Annotated in this window: 17 protein-coding genes; 14 read left to right on the forward strand and 3 right to left on the reverse strand. The window is 72.6% G+C overall.

The window, feature by feature from the left end; all coding sequences use genetic code 11:
- Positions 1–6: 6 nt before the first annotated feature.
- The 12 genes from ACFYP0_RS01385 to ACFYP0_RS01440 all read left to right on the forward strand — a co-directional run bounded on the left by ACFYP0_RS01385 (position 7) and on the right by ACFYP0_RS01440 (position 11,234).
- On the forward strand, positions 7–273 hold the full coding sequence (locus tag ACFYP0_RS01385) for an acyl carrier protein (protein ID WP_091397621.1): 267 nt from the start codon (positions 7–9) through the stop codon (positions 271–273).
- Complete coding sequence (locus tag ACFYP0_RS01390; protein ID WP_112587240.1) at positions 273–518, forward strand: acyl carrier protein; 246 nt, start codon at positions 273–275, stop codon at positions 516–518. Before ACFYP0_RS01385 ends, ACFYP0_RS01390 begins: the two co-directional genes overlap by 1 nt.
- A complete protein-coding gene (locus tag ACFYP0_RS01395) occupies positions 511–1,617 on the forward strand; it encodes a beta-ketoacyl-[acyl-carrier-protein] synthase family protein (protein ID WP_124858868.1) in 1,107 nt (368 codons plus the stop codon). The genes ACFYP0_RS01390 and ACFYP0_RS01395 overlap by 8 nt, the downstream gene beginning before the upstream one ends.
- A 29-nt stretch (positions 1,618–1,646) precedes the next feature.
- A complete protein-coding gene (locus ACFYP0_RS01400) occupies positions 1,647–2,204 on the forward strand; it encodes a beta-ketoacyl synthase chain length factor (protein ID WP_386994831.1) in 558 nt (185 codons plus the stop codon).
- Positions 2,201–3,817, forward strand: a complete 1,617-nt coding sequence (locus tag ACFYP0_RS01405) for a class I adenylate-forming enzyme family protein (RefSeq protein WP_124858870.1) — start codon at positions 2,201–2,203, stop codon at positions 3,815–3,817. The genes ACFYP0_RS01400 and ACFYP0_RS01405 overlap by 4 nt, the downstream gene beginning before the upstream one ends.
- A complete protein-coding gene (locus ACFYP0_RS01410) occupies positions 3,814–5,052 on the forward strand; it encodes a beta-ketoacyl-[acyl-carrier-protein] synthase family protein (protein WP_356976515.1) in 1,239 nt (412 codons plus the stop codon). The genes ACFYP0_RS01405 and ACFYP0_RS01410 overlap by 4 nt, the downstream gene beginning before the upstream one ends.
- Before the next feature lie 75 nt (positions 5,053–5,127).
- On the forward strand, positions 5,128–6,219 hold the full coding sequence (hppD, locus tag ACFYP0_RS01415; protein WP_124858872.1) for a 4-hydroxyphenylpyruvate dioxygenase: 1,092 nt from the start codon (positions 5,128–5,130) through the stop codon (positions 6,217–6,219).
- The gene (locus ACFYP0_RS01420) at positions 6,216–7,145 is read left to right on the forward strand and encodes a phytanoyl-CoA dioxygenase family protein (RefSeq protein WP_356976513.1); all 930 of its coding nucleotides are present in this window, start codon (positions 6,216–6,218) and stop codon (positions 7,143–7,145) included. The genes hppD and ACFYP0_RS01420 overlap by 4 nt, the downstream gene beginning before the upstream one ends.
- A gap of 1 nt (position 7,146) precedes the next feature.
- Positions 7,147–7,938, forward strand: coding sequence for a DUF3050 domain-containing protein (locus tag ACFYP0_RS01425; RefSeq protein ID WP_124858874.1), 792 nt, complete (start codon positions 7,147–7,149; stop codon positions 7,936–7,938).
- A complete protein-coding gene (locus ACFYP0_RS01430; RefSeq protein WP_124858875.1) occupies positions 7,935–8,909 on the forward strand; it encodes a thiamine pyrophosphate-dependent dehydrogenase E1 component subunit alpha in 975 nt (324 codons plus the stop codon). Before ACFYP0_RS01425 ends, ACFYP0_RS01430 begins: the two co-directional genes overlap by 4 nt.
- Before the next feature lies 1 nt (position 8,910).
- Positions 8,911–9,879: an alpha-ketoacid dehydrogenase subunit beta gene (locus tag ACFYP0_RS01435; protein WP_356976510.1), complete on the forward strand. Its 969-nt coding sequence runs from the start codon at positions 8,911–8,913 to the stop codon at positions 9,877–9,879.
- Positions 9,876–11,234, forward strand: coding sequence for a hypothetical protein (locus tag ACFYP0_RS01440; protein WP_356976508.1), 1,359 nt, complete (start codon positions 9,876–9,878; stop codon positions 11,232–11,234). The genes ACFYP0_RS01435 and ACFYP0_RS01440 overlap by 4 nt, the downstream gene beginning before the upstream one ends.
- A gap of 80 nt (positions 11,235–11,314) precedes the next feature.
- On the opposite strand, the gene ACFYP0_RS01445 is transcribed toward ACFYP0_RS01440, so the two are convergent.
- Positions 11,315–11,998, reverse strand: a complete 684-nt coding sequence (locus ACFYP0_RS01445) for an SGNH/GDSL hydrolase family protein (protein ID WP_356976506.1) — start codon at positions 11,996–11,998, stop codon at positions 11,315–11,317.
- 211 nt (positions 11,999–12,209) lie between these two features.
- Between ACFYP0_RS01445 and ACFYP0_RS01450 the strand changes: the two genes are divergently transcribed.
- A complete protein-coding gene (locus tag ACFYP0_RS01450; RefSeq protein ID WP_356976504.1) occupies positions 12,210–12,785 on the forward strand; it encodes a hypothetical protein in 576 nt (191 codons plus the stop codon).
- Positions 12,786–12,834: 49 nt separating this feature from the next.
- Here ACFYP0_RS01450 and ACFYP0_RS01455 read toward each other — a convergent pair whose 3' ends face one another.
- Positions 12,835–14,052 carry an MFS transporter gene (locus tag ACFYP0_RS01455; RefSeq protein ID WP_356976502.1) on the reverse strand — a complete coding sequence of 406 codons (1,218 nt, stop codon included), beginning with the start codon at positions 14,050–14,052 and terminating at the stop codon, positions 12,835–12,837.
- Positions 14,049–15,608, reverse strand: coding sequence for an AMP-binding protein (locus tag ACFYP0_RS01460; protein ID WP_356976500.1), 1,560 nt, complete (start codon positions 15,606–15,608; stop codon positions 14,049–14,051). The genes ACFYP0_RS01455 and ACFYP0_RS01460 overlap by 4 nt, the downstream gene beginning before the upstream one ends.
- 314 nt (positions 15,609–15,922) lie before the next feature.
- Here ACFYP0_RS01460 and ACFYP0_RS01465 point away from each other — a divergent pair, with 314 nt between their 5' ends.
- Positions 15,923–17,200, forward strand: coding sequence for an SGNH/GDSL hydrolase family protein (locus tag ACFYP0_RS01465; protein WP_356976608.1), 1,278 nt, complete (start codon positions 15,923–15,925; stop codon positions 17,198–17,200).
- Positions 17,201–17,256 lie beyond the last annotated feature (56 nt).

A 17,256-nucleotide genomic window follows, 5' to 3' on the forward strand; every position in this document is an offset into this window, starting at 1 on the left:
GTATCCATGAGAGCCGAGGTCCGCGCCTTCGTCGTCGAGCAGCTCGCCGACATGAACTACGACGTCGAGGGGCTCGACGACGACACCACGCTCGGCCCCTCCGGCGTCGACCTGGAGTCGCTCGCGCTGGCCGACCTGTCCGTGCGGGTCGAGGATCGGTACGGCGTGACGTTCGCCGACGACGAGTCCGAGCAGCTGGCCCTCATGACGGTCGGCGAGTTCACCACCATGGTCGCCAATCGCGTCACCGAGGCGACGAGCGACAAAGGCTGATGAGCGGTCAGCCCGATCTGGGGCGAGCTGACCTGATGACCATGCTCGCCGAACTCACCGCGAAACCGGCTGCCGAGGTGTCCGACCGGATCGGCTCGATGGAGCTTGCCTGGCTGGTGCACCTCGTCGAACAGCGCTACGAACGTCGGCTCGACCTCACCGACGACGAACTGGCCGGCATCCGCACCGTCGACGACGCCCTGGTGGTGTTCCGGGCGTCGCTGACCGCCTCCGCAGATGGTTGAGGCGCGCGTCGCCCAGCTCACCGGTGTGTACGCGGTCAGCGCCCTGGGGCGGGGCGCCGACGCGCAGCTCACCCGTGTGCTGGCCGGGGTGCCGGCATTCGGACCGGTGGGCCGATTCGACACCGCAGCCCGCCGGGTCACCGTGGCGGCCACCCTGCCCGAGATCGCCACGCTCACCGACGAGTTGGCCGTCGCGATCGACGCGGCCTGCCGGGCGGCCGGCCTGGACCGCGCGCAGCGCACCGGATGCGCACTGCTGCTCGCCGTGCACGGCGGCCCCCCGGCCTCGGGCCCGGCGCCAGCCGTGCTCGCCGGTCAGCTCGCGGCCCGCTGTGGACTGTCGGGTCACACCCGGGTCTACACCAGCGCCTGCGTGTCGGCGAGCACGGCGGTGGCCGACGCCGCCGCCCGGATCACCCGGGGCGATGTCGAGCGGGTGGTGGTCGCGGCCGGCTACCTGGTTGAGGCGGACCAGTTCGCGCTCTTCGACGCCGGTCGTGCCCTCGCTGTCGACGGGGCGGTCCGCCCGTTCAGCGCCGGCCGCCGGGGGTTGCTGCTGGGTGACGGCGTGGCCGCGGTGGTGCTGGAATCGAGCACCGGCCGACGGCGGGGTGTCGAGCCGGTGGCCACAGTGCTGGGTTGGGGGCGGGCCGGTGACGCGTTCCATCCCTGCCAGCCGGAGCCCGGCGGCACCGGGCTGGCCCGCGCGGTCGGCGGCGCGCTGCGCCGGGCCGGGCTGCCACCGGAGTCCGTCGGCTACGTCAACGCCAACGCCACCGGTACCGCGCAGAGCGACGCCGCCGAGGCGGCCGCCCTGCGCCGGGCCCTCGGCGAGCATGCCGACCGGGTCCCGGTCAGCTCCACGAAGTCGGTGCACGGGCACGCGTTGGAGGCGTCCGGGTTGCTCGAACTGGTGGTCACCGCGCTCGCGCTGCGCCACGGCGAACTGCCGGTCAACGCCGGCTGGCTGGGCCCCGACGACTCCTGCCTCCTGAACGTCGTCAGAGACCGTCCGCACAGGACGGAAGCCACCCACGCCCTGACACTCAACGCCGCCTTCGGCGGCGCCAACACCGCACTCCTGGTCGGCGTCGGATGACCGCCCCCAACTCCCCGCGATCTTGCACTATCTGCCCCGACGAATCCGACCAACCACCTGAACCGACGACCGAAACCGCAAGATCGCCGGGGCACAGGGCTCGGGCTGTCTGGCCCGAGGGTGGAGACGGTGGCGGCGCGGCGGCGGGGGTGCCGGGGTTTGTGCACTCGGACTTCGCGCCGGTGGTGGTGGCCGTCGCGGAACGGTGTCTGCGACGAGGGTACGGGTCGGCGGGAGTGCCCGCCGGGGTGCGGACGGGAATCGTGCTGGTCAGCGCCAGCGGTGATCTCGCCAGCGCCCGGCACGTACGGGCCACCGTCGAGGCCGGCGGGCGGATCGGCCCACTGTTCTTCTTCCAGTCCGTGCCCAACAGCGTCGCCGGGCACCTCGCGGCCCGCTGGAACCTGCGCGGCCCGGTGGTCTGCCTCAGCCCGACCGGCGACCCGTACACCGACGGTGTCGCCGAGGCCGACCTGCTGCGCGACGACGGCGACGCCGACGAGGTGTTGCTGATCCTGATCGAACAGGCACCCGACAAGCCGACCGAGGCGGTCGCGGTGCTGCTGGGGGGAGGAGCACGACCATGAGGAAACGGGGACTGCGCGGCGCACTGGCCGCCGACACCGAACTGGGTGCGGGCAACGTCCTGGCCCGGGTGCTGGCGCACGGCGCCGATCCGGACGGGCCCGGCCTGACCTTCGACACCGCCGTCGACGGGCACCCCGCCGAGACGCCGCTGACGCTGGGGCGGCTCGACGAGCGGGTCGCCGCCCGCGCCGCCTGGCTGCACGGACAAGGGGTACGCCCCCGCGACCCGGTCGCCGTCTGGGCCTCCACCGCCGCCGACATGGTGCTCAGCTTCCTGGCGCTGGCCCGGCTCGGGGCGATCCCGGCGCTGATGAACGGCAAACTCCGCCCGGAGATCGCCGCCGAGTACATCCGTCGCCTACGGGGCGTCGGTGTGCTGGCCGACGACGCGCACACCGCGCTGCTGGCCGGGCACGACCTGGGCGTACCCCTGCTCGGCACCCCCGCACAGGCCGGCACGGGTGACCCGGCCACGGCCCCGGCACACTACCGGCACCACCCGGACGACCCGATCGTGATCACCCACACCTCCGGGACGACCGGGGTGCCCAAGGCGGTGCTGCACTCGCACGCCAGCCTCTTCGCGGCCACCCGGCACCTGCTCACCATGCCGCAGGCGCAGGGCACCACCCGGATCCTCAACGCGCTGCCCGCACCGCACACCGCCACGGTGCTGATGGTCAACCAGGCGCTGGGCAACCGCGCGCAGATGTTCCTGCTCTCTGAGCAGGGCGGCGAGCGGGTGCTGGACGCCATCCAACGCTGGCGCCCCGACGGGGTGTTCGGTTTCTCGGTCACCTGGGCCGAGTTGGCCCGCTTCGACCTGTCCGGGTACGACCTGGACTCGGTGCGGCTGTGGTTCAACACCGGCGACGCCTCGCACGAGCCGCACATCCGTCGCCTCGTCGCGGTCGGTTGGCGCGACACCATCACCCGTGACGGGGTGGCAAAGGTGCCCGGTTCGGTCTTCATCGACGGGTTGGGCTCCAGCGAGATGGGGCACTCGATGTTCCACATCACCCACCGTGCCGACACCGACCGGTACGGCCGCTGCATCGGCCGCCCGTACCAGTTCGCCAGGGTCGCGGTGCTCGACGCCGACGGCGAGCCGGTGCCGGTCGGCGAGGTGGGATTCCTGGGCATCGACTCGCCGTCGCTGTTCCGGGGCTACTGGAACGACTCGGTCACCACCTACCGCTTCCGCCAGCGCGGCTGGTACCTCACCGGTGACCTGGTCCGCGCCGACACCAACGGCCGCTACTACCACCTGGACCGGGCGGTGGACTCGGTCGACGCCGGTGACGGGCGGCGCTTCTACACCGCGCTGTCCGAGGAGCGCATCCTCGCCGCCTGTCCGGACGTCACCGACTGCACGGTGGTGATCGTCGCCGAGGCCGGCGCGGTCGTCACCGACGTGCTGCTGGAGTTGGCCGCCGGTGCCGACGAGGCCGAGGACCGCACCGAGCGGGTCCGCGACGCCCTCGGCCCGGACGTCGGCGCCACGCTGCGCCGGGTCGTGCCGGTGCGCTCCGCCGACATCCCGGTCACCGTGACCGGCAAGGTCCGCAAGGTGGTCCTGCGCGAGCGCTACCTCACCGAGGCCAGCTCGTGACCGCGTTGATCACGGGGATGGGTCTGTTCACCCCGGTCGGGCGGGGTGTCGAGGAGACCTTCGACGCGCTGACCACCGGCCGGTCCGGGCTGACCCGCCCGCCCGAGGGGCACCCGGTCAGGGAGTCACTGGACGTCGCCGGCCTGCTGCCCGACATCGAGCCGCGGACAGTGGCGTCCGGGCCGGAGACCCGGGTGCTGGACCGGATCGTCGTCCTCGCCCTGCTCGCCGCCGCCGACGCTCTCACCGACGCCGGCATCGAGGTGGGCCGCGACGTCGACCCCGAACGGATCGGTGTGATCGTCGGTGGGGTCGGCGGGATGGCCACCCTGGAGTCGCAGGTGCTGGCCCGGGCGGCCCGGGGCCGGGCGGCGGTCAGCCCGTACCTGCTCACCGGGATCCTGCCGAACATGCCGGCGGCGCGGATCGCCATCGCGCACGGCATCCGCGGCTACAGCTCGTCGGTCGGCACCGCCTGCGCCTCCGGCGCCCAGGCGGTCGCCGACGGGGTGCGGCTCATCGCGACCGGAGAGGTCGACGTGGTGCTCTGCGGGGCCAGCGAGGCACCGCTCTTCCCGACCTTCGCCGACACCTTCGGCAACGCGCGGGCCTTGGCGCGCGCCGGCACCGACCCGGGCCGGGCGAGTCGGCCGTTCGACACCTCCCGCAGCGGGTTCGTCCTCTCCGAGGGTGCCGCGCTGCTGGTGCTCGAACGCGCCGAGCACGCCGCGGCGCGCGGCGTCGCCGGGTACGCCGAGGTGGCCGGCCACGGGGCGACGACGGACGCGTACCACCCGACCGCCCCCCGCCCGGACGGCGCCGGCGCGGCGGCGTGCATCCGCCGGGCGCTGCGCAGCGCCGGTGTGCCGGCGGCGGCGGTCGGTTACGTCAACGCGCACGGCACCGGCACGAAGCTCGGGGACATCGCGGAGACCACCGCCCTGGCCGACGTCTTCGGCGTCGGTGGTGTGCCGGTCAGCTCCACCAAGGCGCTCACCGGTCACCTGCTCGGTGCCTCCGGGGTGCTGGAGACGGCGGCCACCGCGTTGGCGCTCGGTCGGGGCCTGCTGCCGCCGACGTACCACCTCGACGATCCGGATCCGGCCTGCCCGGCGGACCACATCCGTGGCACGCCCCGCAAGGCCGACCTGGAGTACGCGGTCACCAACTCGTTCGGGTTCGGCGGCCAGAACGTGAGCCTGCTGCTGGCCCGCGTCGCCGAGCCGAGGGGGTGATCGAGGCGGCATCCCGGGCGGGGTGTGCCCGGACGGCAACACAGGGGGAATCGGGTGGGAAGGGTTTCAGGGGACATGGACATCCGTGGTATCGACCACATCGAACTCTATGTGGGGGACGCCCGACAGGCGGCCTTCTACTTCAGCACCGCCGTCGGCTTCGAGATCTGTGGCCAGGGTGGTCCGGAGACCGGGTTGGCGGGGCAGCGCTCGCTGCTGCTCTGCCACGGCGACATCCGGTTGCTGCTCACCTCCGGGTTGAGCGCCGAGCATCCGGCGTCGCGGTACGTGCAACGCCACGGTGACGGCATCGGGGTCGTCGCCGTCGAGGTCGACGACGTGTCGGCCGCGTACGCCGAGCTGGTGGGTCGGGGCGCGACCGGGGTGACGCCGCCGACCACCCGCACCGGCGCGGACGCCGAGGTGGTGATCGCCGAGGTGGACGGCTTCGCCGACGTGCGGCACCGGCTGGTGCAGCGCCGGGGCGAGGGGGGCGACTTCCTGCCCGGAGCCATCACCGCGGCGACGTCCGCGACGGACGGCCACCCGCCGGTGCTCGCCGAGATCGACCACCTGGCGGTCTGCGTGCCGCCCGGCCAGCTCGACGAGACGGTCCGGCACTTCGAGGAGCTGTTCGACTTCGCGCAGATCTTCGAGGAGCACATCGAGGTCGACGGGCAGGCAATGAACTCCAAGGTGGTGCAGAGTCGGTCCGGGCGGGTCACAGTGGTGCTGCTCGAACCGGACCGCACCCGACGGCCCGGGCAGATCGACGCGTTCCTCGACCAGCACGCCGGCGGGGGAGTGCAGCACCTGGGGCTGCGCACCGACGACATCGTCGGCGCGGTGGAGGCGCTGGGCCGGCGCGGGGTGCGCTTCGCCGGCACCCCCGCAAGCTACTACGACGCCCTGGAGGCGCGGGTCGGTCGGATCGACGCCCCGCTGCACCGGCTGCGCGAGCTGGGTGTGCTCGTCGACTCCGACCACGACGGCCAGCTCCTGCAGATCTTCGCCGAGTCGATGCACGTGCGTCGCACGCTCTTCCTGGAGCTGATCGAGCGACGCGGCGCGCGGGGCTTCGGCAGCGGCAACATCAAGGCGCTCTACGAGGCCAAGGAACGGGAACTGGCCGCCGTGGCGGCCACACCACAGGGGGTGGGGGCATGACCGCTACCGAGTTCGAACCCGCGCTGACCGCCGAGGAACAGGCGCTGCTGCCGTCCGACGACGACGTGCGGCACTACGCCGAGCACGGCTGGTACCTGTCGGGAAAGGTGTTCACCGACGACGAGGTGGACGCCCTCGCCGCCGCCACGCAGCGCTACTACGACGGGGAACGGAGCCGGCGGCTGCCGGTACGCCCACCGAAGCTGGCCTACTGGGAGCCCTCCAAGGGTCCCGTGCAGCGGCACAACGACTACGTCCACCACGAGCACGACGGGCTCGGCGCGATCCTGCGCAAGCCGCTGCTCGGCGCGGTCGCCGCCCGGCTCGCCCAGGCCGACGAGATCCGGGTCTTCCAGTCCACGCTGATCTACAAGCCGCCGATCTCCGGCGAGCCCAGCAACATCGTGCCCTGGCACTTCGACAAGCACTACTGGGCGTCCTCGTCGTCGGAGAAGATGCTCACCGCGTTCATCCCCTTCCACGACTGCGGGGAGGAGATGGGCACCATCACGATGGTCGACGGTTCGCACCGGTGGAAGGAGGTCGGCGCCGACGACACGGTCGTGCGGCACTTCGCCGACCGGGACCGCGGCCAGTTGGAGGAGATGCTCGCCGAGAACGCCGCGTACAACGGCGCGGAGATCCGCAAGATCCCGATGGTGATCCCCAAGGGACACGTGAGCTTCCACCACTGCCGCACCTACCACGGCAGCGGCCCCAACGTCAGCGGTCGCCCCCGACAGGCGATCTCGCTGCACCTGCAGGACGGCGACAACGCCTGGCGGGAGTATCCGCTCTCCGACGGCACGCTCGCCGCGTACAACCACGACGTGCTGGTCCGCCGCACCCACGACGGGCGGCCGGACTACGCGGACCCCGACTACTGCCCGGTCATCTGGCGCCACCGCGCCCAGCAGGGAGGCTGACATGTCACGGTACGACTGGGGTAAGACGCACCCGGGCATCGAGCGGTTGGAGCAGGCGGTGACCGACCGGCGCGACGCCGTGGTCAAGCACCCGCTCTACGCCAACCTCGACACCCACGAGGCGCTGGTCACCTTCATGCAGTACCACGTCTTCGCCGTCTGGGACTTCATGTCCCTGCTGAAGTCGCTGCAACGGCAACTGACCTGCGTCACCGTGCCGTGGATCCCGACCGGCCCGACCGGCAGCCGCCGCCTCATCAACGACATCGTCATGGTCGAGGAGAGCGACGAGCTGGGCGGCGGCTACATCAGCCACTTCGAGCTGTACGTGCAGGGCATGGCCGAGGCCGGCGCGGACACCACGGCGGTGAACGCGCTGGTCGACCTGCTGCGCGCCGGCCGACCGGTCACCGAGGCGCTCGCCGAGGCCGGGGTGCCGGCCGCGTCGGCGAGGTTCGCCGCGACCACCTGGCAGATCATCGAGTCCACCCCGGTGCACTGCCAGGCGGCGGCCTTCGCCTTCGGCCGGGAGGACCTGATCCCGGACATGTTCACCCAGGTCGTCTCGGTCAACGAGCACAGCAACCGGCTGCACACCTTCGTCGACTACCTGCACCGGCACATCGAGGTCGACGGCGAACAGCACACCCCGATGGCCATGCAGATGCTCGCCGACCTGTGCGGCGACGACGACGGCAAGTGGCAGGAGTGCGCCGACACGGTCAACACCGCCCTCGCCGCCCGGGCCCGGCTCTGGGACGACATCCTGGCCGCCATCAAGGGGCCCGCGTGACCGACGCCGACCCGGTCCGGCTCTACCGCACGGTCCGGCTGATCCGCCGGTTCGAGGAACGGGCGGTGGAGCTGGTCCACGGCGGGCAGATCGTCGGCGGCATCCACCCGTACCTCGGTCAGGAGGGGATCGCCGCCGGCGTCTGCGCCGCGCTGGACGCCGACGACGTGCTCGCCGGCACCCACCGCGGCCACGGGCACGTCCTGGCGCGCGGAGCCGACCCGGCCCGGATGCTCGCCGAGCTGTGCGGCCGGGTCACCGGCCTCAACGCCGGCCGGGGCGGTTCGATGCACGCCGCCGACCTGAGCATCGGCGTACTCGGCGCCAACGCGATCGTCGGCGCCTCCGGGGCGATCATCACGGGCGCGGTCTGGGCCCACCGCCGCCGGGGCCGCGACACCGTCGGTGTGAGCTTCTTCGGCGACGGCGCGGTCAACGAGGGGATGCTGCTGGAGGCGTTCAACCTGGCCGCGCTCTGGCGGGTGCCGGTGCTGTTCGTCTGCGAGAACAACGGCTACGCCACCACCATGCCGGTCGCCGGCGCGGTGGCCGGCAGCATCGCCGGTCGGGCCGCCGCGTTCGGCATCCCGGCCGTCGGAGTCGACGGCCAGGACCCCGAGACGGTACGCGTCGCCGCGTGCGCCGCCGTCGACCGGATGCGCGCCGGCGGCGGCCCCGAGCTGATCGAGGCCCGGACCTACCGCTTCGACGTCCACCACACCTTCGAACACGCGGTACGCCTCGACGACTACCGGCCACCCGACGAGGTGACCCGGGGTCGGGCCCGCGACCCGGTGCGTATCCAGGGCGAACGCCTCACAAACACCGACCGCGCCGCCGTGGACGCCGAGGTCGAGGCGACCCTCGACGCGGCGGTGCGGTTCGCCCTGAGCAGCCCGGAACCCGACCCGGCCGACGCGTTGACCTACCTGTACGCCAGCGGCCTGACCGTTCGCACCGGAGGTGGCTGAGGTGCCCCGACTGTCGTACCGCCGGGCGCTCACCCGGGCCATCGGTGACGAGTTGGCCCGCGACGAGGCGGTGTTCCTGCTCGGCGAGGACGTCCAGGTCGGGGCGTCGCTGGTGACCACCGGGCTGGCCAAGCGATTCGGCACCGAACGGGTCCGCGACACCCCCCTGTCCGAGCAGGCGTTCACCAGCTTCGCCACCGGGGCGGCGCTGGCCGGGCTGCGACCGGTGATCGAGTTCCAGATCCCGTCGCTGCTGTTCCTGGTCTTCGAGCAGATCGTCAACCACGCGCACAAGTTCCCGCTGATGACCGGCGGGCAGTGCCGTGTCCCCGTCACCTACCTGGTCCCCGGGTCCGGCTCGCGTACCGGGTGGGCCGGGCAGCACTCCGACCACCCGTACAGCCTCTTCGCCCACGTCGGCGTGGTCACCGTCGTGCCGGCCACCCCGGCCGACGCGTACGGGCTGCTGGTCACCGCGATCCGCCACGACGACCCGGTGGTGGTGTTCGCGCCGGCCGGTGCGATGGACGTACGCGACGACGTCGACGAGCTGGCGCCGGTGCCGCTGGGCCGGGGCCGGATCCACCGCTTCGGCGACGACGTGACGGTGGTCGCGATCGGGCACCTGGTGCACGACGCGATCGCCGTCGCCGAGGAGTTGGCCGACCAGGTCTCGGTGGAGGTGTTCGACCCGCGCACCCTGTACCCGTTCGACATCGACGGTCTCACCGAGTCGGTGGCCCGCACCGGACGCCTCGTGGTGCTCGACGACGGCAACCGTGCCTGCGGGATGGCCGCCGAGATCATCGCGAGCGTGGTGGAGCGGGTCCGGCTGCTCGCCCCGCCGCGCCGGGTCACCCGCCCGGACGGGGCGGTGCTGCCGTTCGCCCCCGCACTGGACCGGGCCGTCCAGCCCGGCCGGGACCAGCTCGCCACCGCCATCCACCTGACCATGAAGGACGGATCATGATCGACCCGAACTATCCGTGGCCGGCGGCCGACCGGGCCTGGACCGACCTGCCGGAGCCGGCCCGTCGGGCCATGGTGGCCAGTGGGGCGGCGGCCTGGGAGCAGGTCTTCCACGGCCGGGCCACCTACAACAAGCAGTGGCGGTTGGCCCGCCCCCCGGTGCTCACCGTCGACGCCTGGCGGGAACTCAACGAGGTCTGCGACCGACTCGCTCAGCTCATCCTCGACGCCTGCCGTCGCCGGGCCGGCACCGCCGGTGAGCTGCGCCGGCTGCTCGGCGTAGCGGCGGGGGAGACCCGGCTGCTGAACGAGGCCGAGCCGCTGACCGAGGCGCTGCTGGCCGCGTACCGCCCGGATGTGATCTTCTCCGCCGGGGTGCCGAAGTTCGTCGAGTACAACATCGACAGCAGCCTCGGTGGCGGGTTCGACGCCGACACCGTCATCCAGCGGTACGCGGGCCTCTACCGGGAGCACGGCATCCTCGACGACCTGCCGGTGCGGGCCGCGCCGTCGCTGCTGGACCAGCGCTTCGTGGCGATCCGCGAGGAGTTGCGGCTGCCCGAGGGCGCCCGGGTGGCGCTGCTGATGGACTTCGACGCCGACTACCCCGGCCTCGACGACCCGCAGACGTTCATCCGGATCCTCGACCCCCTCGCCGTACGGGCCCGGGACTTCGGCATCGACCTGGTCATCGCCTCGGTCGCCACCGCCACGGTGGACGCCGACGACCGCCTGGTCGTCGACGGCGCACCGGTCGACGCGTTGTTCCGGTTGTTCGTGCCCAACCGGGTCACCCCCACCGCCGGTCTGGACGCGGTGGCCGTGGCCCTCGCCGCCGGCACCCTACCGATGTTCGTGTCGGCGGCGGCCTGGCTGCTCGGCAACAAGACCACGTTCGGCTGGCTGTGGGAGGACGTGGACGGGCTGCCCGCCGACGACCAGGCGCTGATCCGCCGGCACGTGCCGTACACGGTGCCGTTGACCGCCGCGGTGCTCGACCGGGCCATCGCCGAGCAGGCCACCCTGGTGGCGAAGCCGGCCGACGGTTCGGCCGGGCACGGTGTCCTGCTCGGCCCGGAGTTGAGCGCGGCGGACTGGGCCGACGGTGTGCGCGCCGCCGTCGACCAGGGTGGCGCCATCCTCCAGGAGTTCCTGCCGACCGACCGGGTGTCGATGGACTTCGTCCAGATCGAGACGGGTGAGACGGTCACCGCCGACGTGCCGTACTCCCTGGCCCCGTACCTGTTCGGCCGCCAAGCCTCCGGCGCTCTGGCGAGGGTCGGCTACCCCGGCTGCGACGGAATCCTCAACCTGGCCCACGGCGTCCTCCTGACCGGAATCCTCCTGCACGGCTGACCCCGCCCTCCGGGCCTCTCCCCGGTTGATCATGAGGTTGACCGGGCTCTGGGCCGCTCCTGGCCCCGCCAACCTCATGATCACCGGGGTGGGGGGAGCCGGCGGGAGAGGGTGCGGAGGGTTTGGGCTGTTGCTACGGCGTCGCTGCGGGCGCTGCCATGGCGGCCGTCGGTGCTGTAGAGCGTGGGGTCGGCCGTCAGGGGATGGTCGGTCAGGTGCACGTGGATCGTGTTCAGTCGTTCGGCCAGGTTTGCCGTGTGGGCCGACAGGCGGCGCATTCGTTCGCCCAGGCCGGGCCGGAGGTGCTCGGGCACCGCCGGGCTGTGCGAGACGTCGAACATGCCCACTGTGATCACATCGGCGCCCCCGTCGCGCAGCGCGGTGATCACCGCGGTCAGCTCGGCGTCCACCGCCTCCGCGTCGTACGCCGGGTGGAAGGCGTCGTTGCCGCCGCAGACGACCAGCGCCAGGTCCGGTGCGAAGGCCAGCGCCGGGGCGAGCTGGGTGGCCCGCACCTGGTGCGCGCGCAGCCCGCGTCGACCCAGATTCCGGTACGCCAACTCGGGGCGTACGGCGGTCAGCTCGGCGGCGACCCGGTCGACCCACTGCACGTCCGGGTAGCCCGGTGTCGGCTCACACATGCCCTCCACGACGCTGTCGCCGAGCGCCACGAACCGCCGCCACGGGTGCCCGTGCAGCAGTTCGGTGGCCTCCCCGGGGCGCAGACAGTACGGGTCCGTCGATTCGGTGAGCGTCGATGGCATGCCGGCACGCTAGCCGACCGCCGGGCTGCCGGGCCAGGCTCAGCCGGTCAGGCTGACCTCGGCCAGGTAGACACAGACGACCAACGCTCGGGCGCTGTCGGATTGGCGTCCTGGACGACGCGGCGTCGGCGCGCTGGCGTGGGCTGTTGGCACCCGCCGCCCACGATGGGTGGTGGGCCGACGGCAGAATCCATCGGCGAGGGGAGTGACGATGCTCGGTTCGTTCCTGCAGGCCCTCGCGACGAAACTGGTCGAGGAGATCCTCAAGCTTCTGGTTCAGTGGCTGGCGCCGAAGGCGCTGCGGTCGGTGCCGCACCGCGCCTCGCCGAACTGCCCGCGCTGCGGCGGGTACGGGGTCCGCCGCTGGGCGCCGGGCGGCATGTGGATGTTCCTGCCGTCCCTGCTGGCCTTCGCCTGGGGTTTCGGGTTCACAGTGCTCGGTGTGCCGGTGGTCGTGCTCACGGTGGTCGCCGTGCTGGTCTCCGACGGCGTCGGGGGAGTGCCGACCGCGCTGTTCGCGCCGCTCGGCCTGTTGGTCCCCGCCGCGCTGATGGTCGCGGGCGCGTTCGGCCTGGCCCACTACCACAGCTACCCGCCGAAGTGGTGCGCCCGCTGCCACGGCCGGTGGCCACGCCGGGAGCGGGACGAATACCTACGGGCGTCGGCCCTGGTCGTGACCTGCGGCTGCGGTCAGCGGCTACGGGTGCCCCGAACGGCCGCGGGGGCGCGACTGCGCTGCCCACGCTGCCGTACCGAACATGCCAGCCCGGCCCCGGCCGGGCGCTGACCAGCGGTCGGTCGGCCCTGTTCGGTGCTGTGGGTGGCGGCGAGCCGCGTCAGCGCGTGCCGGCAGGGGTGGACCGCGTCTGCGCCTCGGACGAACGGGCCACCAGCGGGTACGCGGTGACCACCAGGCACGCCGCCGCCATGGTCAGCAGGGCCGGGGTGAATCCCAGAGCGTCCACCGACCAGCCGCCGAGCAGCGCGCCGACCGGCAACCCGACGAACGCCAACGAACCGGCGATGCCGATCACCCGGGTCTGCAACTCCGGCGGCACCCGCTCGTAGAGCGCCACCCCGAGCAGCGGGTTGACCGCCGCGATGCCGATTCCGGACAGGAACGTCACCACGAGCACCACCGGCAGTTCGTCGCTGATCGCCAGCGCCACCAGCCGGGGCGTGCCGGCGACCAGAGCGCCGACCAGGAACGTCAGCCGCCGGGGCAGCCGGGGCCCGAGCGCGGTGAACACCAGGTTGCCCAGCAGGGCGCCGGCCGAGAACGCCGCCAACACCAGGCCGAGACCGCTCGGGCCGGGCAGCTCCCGGGCGACCCAGACCGGGATGTAGACGGCCACGCTGGCGTTGGCCACCATGTTCAGCGCCGAGATGACGGCGAGCATGCCGAGCAGCGGCCGGTCCCGGCCCAGGTAACTGAAGCCGCCCCGCAGGGCGCGCAGGTAACTTTCCGGCCGGGTGGGTTGCGTCGGGACGGCCGGCGGGCGGACCAGGACGCCGATGAGCAGCGCGCAGACCCCGAAGCTGGCCGCGTCGATGAGGATCGCCTCGGTCACCCCGAAGACGGCGATCAGCAGGCCGCCCACTGCGGCGCCGAACAATGTCACCACCCGGCTGAGCCCGTCGTACGCGGAGGTCAGCCGGATCAGCGGCACTCCGGCGGCCTCCGCGGCCGGGCGGAACATCACGTGCTTCACCCGGTCCCCGATGCCGCGCAGCGCGCCGGCCACCGCGACGAGCGCCACCAGCGGGACGAAGCCCAACCACGGGGTCAGCGCCACGACGACCATCACCACCGCGCTGCCCGCGTCGCAGAGGATCGAGGTACGGCGCAGGCCGATCCGGTCCGCCCACGGCGTGCCCAACGCGCTGGACAGCAGGTACGGCAGGGTCTCGGCGAACGCGACCAGACCCATCTTGGTGGGGCTGCCGGTGGTGACCAGCACCAGCCACGGAATGGTCACCACCGAGATGCGGGTGCCGAGGTTGGAGATCAGGTCCGCGCTGACCAGGACGACCAGTTGCCGGCGGGGGGTCACGCCCCGACCGCCGCCGCCCGACGGGCCGCGTACCGCGCGCGCAGCGCCCGCTTGTCCACCTTCATCGACCGGTTCACCGGCAGCCGGTCGAGGAACTCCACAGCGGCCGGCGCCCACATCTCGTTGAGTTCGGCGGTCACCAGGTCGATCAGCTCCGCCCCGGTGACCGTCGCGCCCGGCCCGAGCGCCACGTACGCGTGCGGCACCTCGCCGACCGTCTGGTCCGGCACGCCGATCACGGCGGCGGCCCGTACCTGGGGGTGCCCGACCAGCACGTCCTCGATGGGGCGGCAGAAGATCGCCCAGTTCCGGCGATGCGTGACGATCATGTCGTGTGCCCGGTCGACGAGGTAGAGGTAGCCGTCGTCGTCGAGGTGGCCGATGTCGCGGGTCCGCACCCACCCGTCGACGAGTGTCTGCGCGGTCAGCTCGGGCTGACCGTGGTAGCCGGCGAAGCTCAGTCGGGTCCGTACCCACACCTCGCCGTCGCGGCCGGTCGGCAGCACCGCGCCGTCGTCGTCACGGATCTCGATGCGGACGTCACCGTAGGGCCGCCCGCAGGAGCGCAACCGCTCCGGGTGCTTTGGATCGTCGGTCAGCCCGGGCAGCGCGGTGATCACGACCGCCTCGCTGAGGCCGTACACGATGCGCAGTACCGGACCGAACCGCGCGATGGCCTGGCGCAGCCGGGTGGGCGCGGCGGGTCCGGCGCCCACGTTGAACATGAACATGGCGGAGAAGTCCGCGCCGACCAGCGCCGGGTGGTCCAGCACCTCGTAGAGCATCGGCGGGGTGACGAAGGTCGAGTTGATCCGCTCCCGTTGCACGGTGTCCACGAAGGCCACCGGGTCCCAGTCGTCGCGCAGGAACAGCACCCCGCCGGTGAACAGGTTGAACAGTGTGGTGATCTGCCCGCTGGCCAGCCACATCGGAGAGTGCGACAGGTGCCGCAGCAACGGGAACCCGGCGGCGCGGAAGTCGGCGGCCAGGGCGAGGATCTGGGCGTAGAAGCTCTCCCGGTGGTGTACCAGCTTCGGGCTGCCGGTGGTGCCGCTGGTCTGCAGGAACGACTCGGGCGCCGGTACGGACGCCGGCAGCTCCGCCGCGTCGGTGTCGGCGGTGAGGTCGGGGCCGGCACCGCCCGCGCCCAGACAGCAGACCGGTGTGCCGGGCAGCGCGGCGGCCAGCTCCGGGCCCAGGCTGGCCCGGTCCCGGGCGTCGTAGACCACGGCGTCCGGGCGGGCCAACCGGATGAACTCGTCGACCTCCCGGCGCGCGGTCACCGGGGCGACCCACATCGTCCGGCAGCCGAGCAGATGCAGGGCGAGCTGTAGCAGTGGACCCTCCACCGCGTTCGCGACTGTCACCAGCACCGCCGACCCGGGTCGTACGCCGTGCCGGGTCAACGTCGCGGCCATCGCCCGGACCCGCGCGGCGGCCTCGGTGTAGGTGAGTCGGCGATCGGCGCCGACAAGCGCCTCCCGGTCGCCGTATTCGGCGAAGAGGTCCAACACCCTGTGCACGTAGGTCGTGGTGTGCCCGGGTCCGTCAGTCATCCGGCAGCCCCCATCTGAGAAAAGCGGCGGTCCCCGGGCAGCTCCCGGTGACGACGCGACGGTGGCGCGCTTGGGCGACCGCACCGCCGCCGCCTGGAAGCCTAGGCGGGAAACGGCTGGTCGGAACCGTGCCGACGGGCGGTCCGAGCGGCCCGCCGGACATTTGATCGCGTCGATCAGGTTGATTGACGCCCGTCAGCGGCGGCGGCTAGGTTTCTGGACCATCGTCCAGGCGGGCGCCGTCAGCGGACGGCCCTGGGCTGCCACACGATGGAGGTTCCATGGCAACGGCAACCCCGAAGAGATGGCCTGTCATCGCCGCTGCGGCCGCGCTGTTGATCGCCGGCGCACCCGCCGTCGTCGCCAGCGCCGGTCCGTCCGGCACCGCCGCCAGCCGAGCCGACCGCGCCGAGTGGGCGGGCAGTTGGGCCACCGCGGTCACCCGGGGCAACTCGGTCGGGTTGACCAACACCGGCCTCAACAACCAGAGCGTCCGGATGATCGTGCACGTCTCCGTGGGCGGCCCGGCGCTGCGGGTCCGCCTGAGCAACCTCTACGGCGAGCAGGCGGTCACTGTCGGTCGCGCCACCGTCGCCCGACCGAACACCGCGACGCCCGACGACCTCTCCGACATCGACGCGGTCTCGGTACGTCCGCTGACCTTCACCGGTGCCACCACGGCGACCATGAACCGGGGCGCCGAACTGCTCAGCGACCCGTTGACCTTCCCGGTCGCTGACGACAGCGACCTGGTGGTCAGCCTGCACTTCCCGACGCCGACCGGCCCGACCACGTTCCACGGGCAGTCCCAGCAGGCCAACTTCATTGGCGCCGGGGACCTGACCGGGGCGGCCGAGGGCACCGGGTTCACCACCCGTCCGACCTGCTGCTGGTTCTTCCTCTCCGGAGTCGACGTGCAGCGCAAGGGCAGCCCCGGCGCGCTGGTCGTGCTCAGCGACTCCATCGGTGACGGCAACGGCAGCACCGTCAACGCCAACCGACGCTGGCCGGACCTGCTCTCCGACCGGCTGCTCGCCGACCGGCCGGACAAGCGCACCCCGGGCGTGCTCAACCTGAGCCTGGCCGGCAACCGGCTCAACCACGAGGGCACCGAGCCGGGCGACGGCAACTACCCGGGCTACTACCAGCTCGGCCCGAACGCGGCGGCCCGGCTCAACGAGGACGTGTTCCCGCAGACCGGGGTGCGTACCGTCGTCACCCACCTGGGCATCAACGACATCTGGATGTCGAACGACTCACCCGAGGCGATCATCGGCACGCTGCGGCAGATCAACCAGCAGCTCCAGCAGCGCGGGCTGACCAGCCTGGTGGCCACGCTGACCCCGTACGAGGGGCACGGCGCGCCGGGCGTGTGGACGCCGCAGAAGGAGGCCACCCGCCAGGCCGTGAACGCGTACCTGCGCGGCAGTCGGGAGTTCGACGGGCTGCTCGACTTCGACCGGGTGCTGCGCGACCCGGCACGTCCCAGCCAGCTGCTGCCCGCGTACGACTCGGGGGACCACATCCACCCGAACGACGCCGGCAACCAGGCACTGGCAGACGCCGTGCCGCTGCGGCTGCTCGACCTGTGACATGGGCCGGGGGCGGCGGGTGATCCCCGCCGCCCCCGGTCACCGACATCCTGGGG

The sequence above is a fragment of the Micromonospora arida genome, assembly GCF_042873195.1.
Lineage (GTDB): Bacteria > Actinomycetota > Actinomycetes > Mycobacteriales > Micromonosporaceae > Micromonospora > Micromonospora arida.

Excerpts from the sequence above, each read along its gene's own strand:
- ACFYP0_RS01395 (WP_124858868.1), top strand. The coding sequence starts at position 511 with ATGGTTGAGGCGCGCGTCGCCCAGCTCACCGGTGTGTACGCGGTCAGC.
- ACFYP0_RS01450 (WP_356976504.1), top strand. The coding sequence starts at position 12,210 with ATGCTCGGTTCGTTCCTGCAGGCCCTCGCGACGAAACTGGTCGAGGAG.
- ACFYP0_RS01385 (WP_091397621.1), top strand. The coding sequence starts at position 7 with ATGAGAGCCGAGGTCCGCGCCTTCGTCGTCGAGCAGCTCGCCGACATG.
- ACFYP0_RS01425 (WP_124858874.1), top strand. The coding sequence starts at position 7,147 with ATGTCACGGTACGACTGGGGTAAGACGCACCCGGGCATCGAGCGGTTG.
- ACFYP0_RS01420 (WP_356976513.1), top strand. The coding sequence starts at position 6,216 with ATGACCGCTACCGAGTTCGAACCCGCGCTGACCGCCGAGGAACAGGCG.
- ACFYP0_RS01405 (WP_124858870.1), top strand. The coding sequence starts at position 2,201 with ATGAGGAAACGGGGACTGCGCGGCGCACTGGCCGCCGACACCGAACTG.
- ACFYP0_RS01445 (WP_356976506.1), bottom strand. The coding sequence starts at position 11,998 with ATGCCATCGACGCTCACCGAATCGACGGACCCGTACTGTCTGCGCCCC.
- ACFYP0_RS01440 (WP_356976508.1), top strand. The coding sequence starts at position 9,876 with ATGATCGACCCGAACTATCCGTGGCCGGCGGCCGACCGGGCCTGGACC.
- hppD (WP_124858872.1), top strand. The coding sequence starts at position 5,128 with ATGGACATCCGTGGTATCGACCACATCGAACTCTATGTGGGGGACGCC.
- ACFYP0_RS01460 (WP_356976500.1), bottom strand. The coding sequence starts at position 15,608 with ATGACTGACGGACCCGGGCACACCACGACCTACGTGCACAGGGTGTTG.
- ACFYP0_RS01390 (WP_112587240.1), top strand. The coding sequence starts at position 273 with ATGAGCGGTCAGCCCGATCTGGGGCGAGCTGACCTGATGACCATGCTC.